General features: G+C 44.2%; 2 protein-coding genes and 1 pseudogene. All 3 read right to left on the bottom strand.

What is annotated here, in order from left to right:
• Nucleotides 1-468: 468 nt before the first annotated feature.
• Nucleotides 469-1,653: a methionine gamma-lyase gene (megL, locus tag H5185_RS21550; RefSeq protein WP_182743168.1), complete on the bottom strand. Its 1,185-nt coding sequence runs from the start codon at nt 1,651-1,653 to the stop codon at nt 469-471.
• Nucleotides 1,654-1,923: 270 nt separating this feature from the next.
• Nucleotides 1,924-2,988 carry a 2-alkyl-3-oxoalkanoate reductase gene (oleD, locus tag H5185_RS21545; RefSeq protein ID WP_259396283.1) on the bottom strand — a complete coding sequence of 355 codons (1,065 nt, stop codon included), beginning with the start codon at nt 2,986-2,988 and terminating at the stop codon, nt 1,924-1,926.
• Nucleotides 2,976-3,176 (bottom strand): annotated as a pseudogene (locus tag H5185_RS21540) (peptide synthase); the annotation flags it as partial. The gene oleD and the pseudogene H5185_RS21540, both read right to left, overlap by 13 nt.

The raw sequence follows: 3,176 nt of genomic DNA, 5'->3' as shown, positions 1-3,176 counted from the left end.
CTAATTGCATTAGGGCTGCGGGTATATAAAACACCCGGTTCACAAGCCGGATATATGAAGGCAATGAATTTGTTTATCAACGCTTCGAAATCACTTGCAAAACGGGTGGGTCCATATATGACGTAGTAGTGGGCGTTGTTTGTATGAAGTAGTGGTAAGCATCACCTACTAGCTTTGTATTGGCATGTAACTGTAAGCCACACCCTCACGTCATCCCTGAGTGCTTGTATCAGGGATCCAGGTGTTTCTGTTGACCTTGTGTAAAAGCAAAAAGCTAACACCTGGATTCCGGCTAAAAAGCATTGCCGGAACGACGAGGAAGTGGGCATTATTCGTATTAAGTAGTGGTAAGCATCACCTACTAGCGTTGTATTGGGCATGTAACAGTAAGCCCTACCGGGACGTCATCCCTGAGAGCTGTTATCAGGGATCCAGGTGTCTAATTCACTTACCGCTTGTATAATTTTATTACAGCAGTGCTTGTTCTATATCTGCTATCAGGTCTTCTACATTCTCTAAGCCAACCGAGATACGCAGTAAATTATCGGTGATACCTGCGGCTAATCGTGCATCTGGAGTGTATGGTGAATGGGTCATAGATGCTGGGTGTTGAATTAGGGATTCTGCATCACCTAAACTGACTGCTATGGTAAAGAGCTCGAGACGATTAACAAAGTTGATCGCGTCTTGCTTATTGCCTTTGAGTTCAAATGCAATCACTCCTCCGGCGCGTTTCATTTGCTTACCGATAAAAACATGACCTTGATGATGACTTAGCCCTGGATAAAAAACTTGGCTAAATTTAGGATGTTTATCTAAATATTCAGCTAGCACTTCAGCATTGTCACAGTGGCGAGTTAATCGCACATCTAAGGTTTTTAAGCCGCGTAAAATGAGCCAAGCATCGTGTGGGGAGATCACGCCACCAAAGTCTTTGAGTATTTCATATTTGAGTCGGTGCATGTGCTCGGCGTTACCACACACAATACCGGCAATAACATCACCATGGCCATTTAAGTACTTGGTAGCACTGTGGATCACCATGTCGATCCCCATGGCTAAAGGTTGTTGCAATAAGGGCGTCATAAAGGTGTTATCGACTATTGATACCAATTTATGGGCTTTAGCAACCTTGGCGATTGCAGCAAGATCAAATACTTGTAAATGTGGGTTCACTGGGGTTTCACAAAATATCACTTTGGTATTGGGCATAATAGCCGCTTCTATTGCTGCAATATCAGTAAAATCGACTAAGGTGCTGGTAATGCCTAAACGAGTCAGCTGAGTGGTCATTAACGCAAAGGTACAACCATAGACGGCTTTGGAAGCAATCAAGTGATCGCCTGCATGTAAATGGGTTAGTAGTGCACTTGATACAGCAGCCATACCGGATGCGGTTGCGGCCGCATCTTCTGCGCCTTCAAGCAACGCCATTTTACGCTCGAGTTCTGCAGTGGTTGGATTACCTAAACGAGTATAAATATAGCCTGGTTCTTCGCCAGCAAAACGAGCACCACCCTGCTCTACGTTATCAAATACAAATGTGGCGGTTTGGTAAAGTGGTGTAGTAAGTGAGCCAAAGGCTTCGCGTTGATGGCCGCCATGAATAGCTAAAGTTGCTAAATTCCATGTGTTGTTCTTGTTGTCTTGCATTGCTTCTCCCTGCGCCACCTTGTTATGAGTTGTTGCCCTCTTTAGGGTAACTTTTGTATGGTGGTCGGGATTCAAGATACAGTGGAATAAAATATAACCAAGCGATTGCTAAAAAATAACCAAAACCATTAATGTAAAAACAATTTTACAAACCATTTGGTGTGGTGTTTTTAGTAAGGGGATTTTCTATAGTGCAGATTACCATGGGCAATAATCAAAGGTATTTTGCGCTAACAGCTTAAACCGCTAACGCAGATGATTAACAGGCAATTAGTGCGACAGTGATAACTTAAGCTTTTGCATTCCCTGCTCAATACTCACCAGCGGCTGATAGCCTAAATCTTGTTTTGCCGCGCTGATATCAAAGTAATGGCTGGTTGATAATTGTCTTGCGACAAAGCGAGTCATGATGGGCTCTTGCTGTTTGTTAACTAAGCCGTAGACTGTTTCAAGCAGCGCACCTGCAGCATAAGCAACAGATGCAGGGACTCGCTTGGTCACTGGCGGTAAATCGACGCAAGCTAGGATCTGGTTAAGCATTGCAGCCATTGTAATCGGTTGGTCGTTACTTAAAAAATAGGCTTTACCGGCACTATTGGCGGCGCCAACAAGGTCAACTGCCGCCAGAATATGTGCATAAGCGGCATTGTCGACATAAATCGTATCGACCAGTTTATCTTGGTGTCCTACCAGTTTTAAGCGCCCTGCTTTGGCCCGTTCGATCACTCGCGGAACCAGATGAGGATCATTTGGCCCCCAAATTAAATGCGGCCTTAAGGCGGTCGTTTTTAACATGGAATGATTGGCTTTTAATACCATGGCCTCAGCGATGGCTTTCGATTCACCATAGTAATTAAGGTATTCACTGGCATAAGGTGCAGATTCATTAATGCCATTTTCATCCACACCAGCAAACGTTACACTCGGGGTGCTGGTATAAATTAACCTTTGAATATTAACCGCTTTGCATGCGTTGATGATATTGGCTGCACCATCGACATTGGGCGAGAAATAACTTTGTTTACTGCCCCACACGCCAGCTTTTGATGCCACATGAAAAACTAAATCGCAACCTTGCATTGCCTGTTTTACACTCGCAAAATCGCTAATATCACCTTGACGCATATCAACCCCAAGTTTTATAAGCTTAGGGTAATGACCTCTGGCAAAACCGACAACCTCAATTCCAGCGGCTAATAAACGCTGACAAATGGCGAATCCAAGAAAGCCACCCGCACCGGTCACAAAAACTTTGCTGACCGATTGCGCTAACTGCTTCAATGCAGCTTGCTCCAGAGGATGTAAGTCTGCCAAATCCATCGTTATTCTTTCCATTGCTTTTGGGCCCATATGGCGAGTTTTTCTCTGAATATTTTCGCATTATGACGCACGTCGACAGGGAAATCTGGATGAATTAAAAAGCGCCCAATGCCTTCAGTATGTGGATACTGCTGAGCCAATGCCATTAGCTCCTGATAAAGAACTTTAGAGGTTGAGCAAACAATGCCTTTGCGTAATTCGAC

The sequence above is a fragment of the Shewanella sp. SG44-6 genome, assembly GCF_014164185.1.
Classification (GTDB): domain Bacteria; phylum Pseudomonadota; class Gammaproteobacteria; order Enterobacterales; family Shewanellaceae; genus Shewanella; species Shewanella vesiculosa.
The sequence above is the reverse complement of the archived record's forward strand: the minus strand, read 5'-3'. Positions and strand labels throughout refer to the sequence as shown.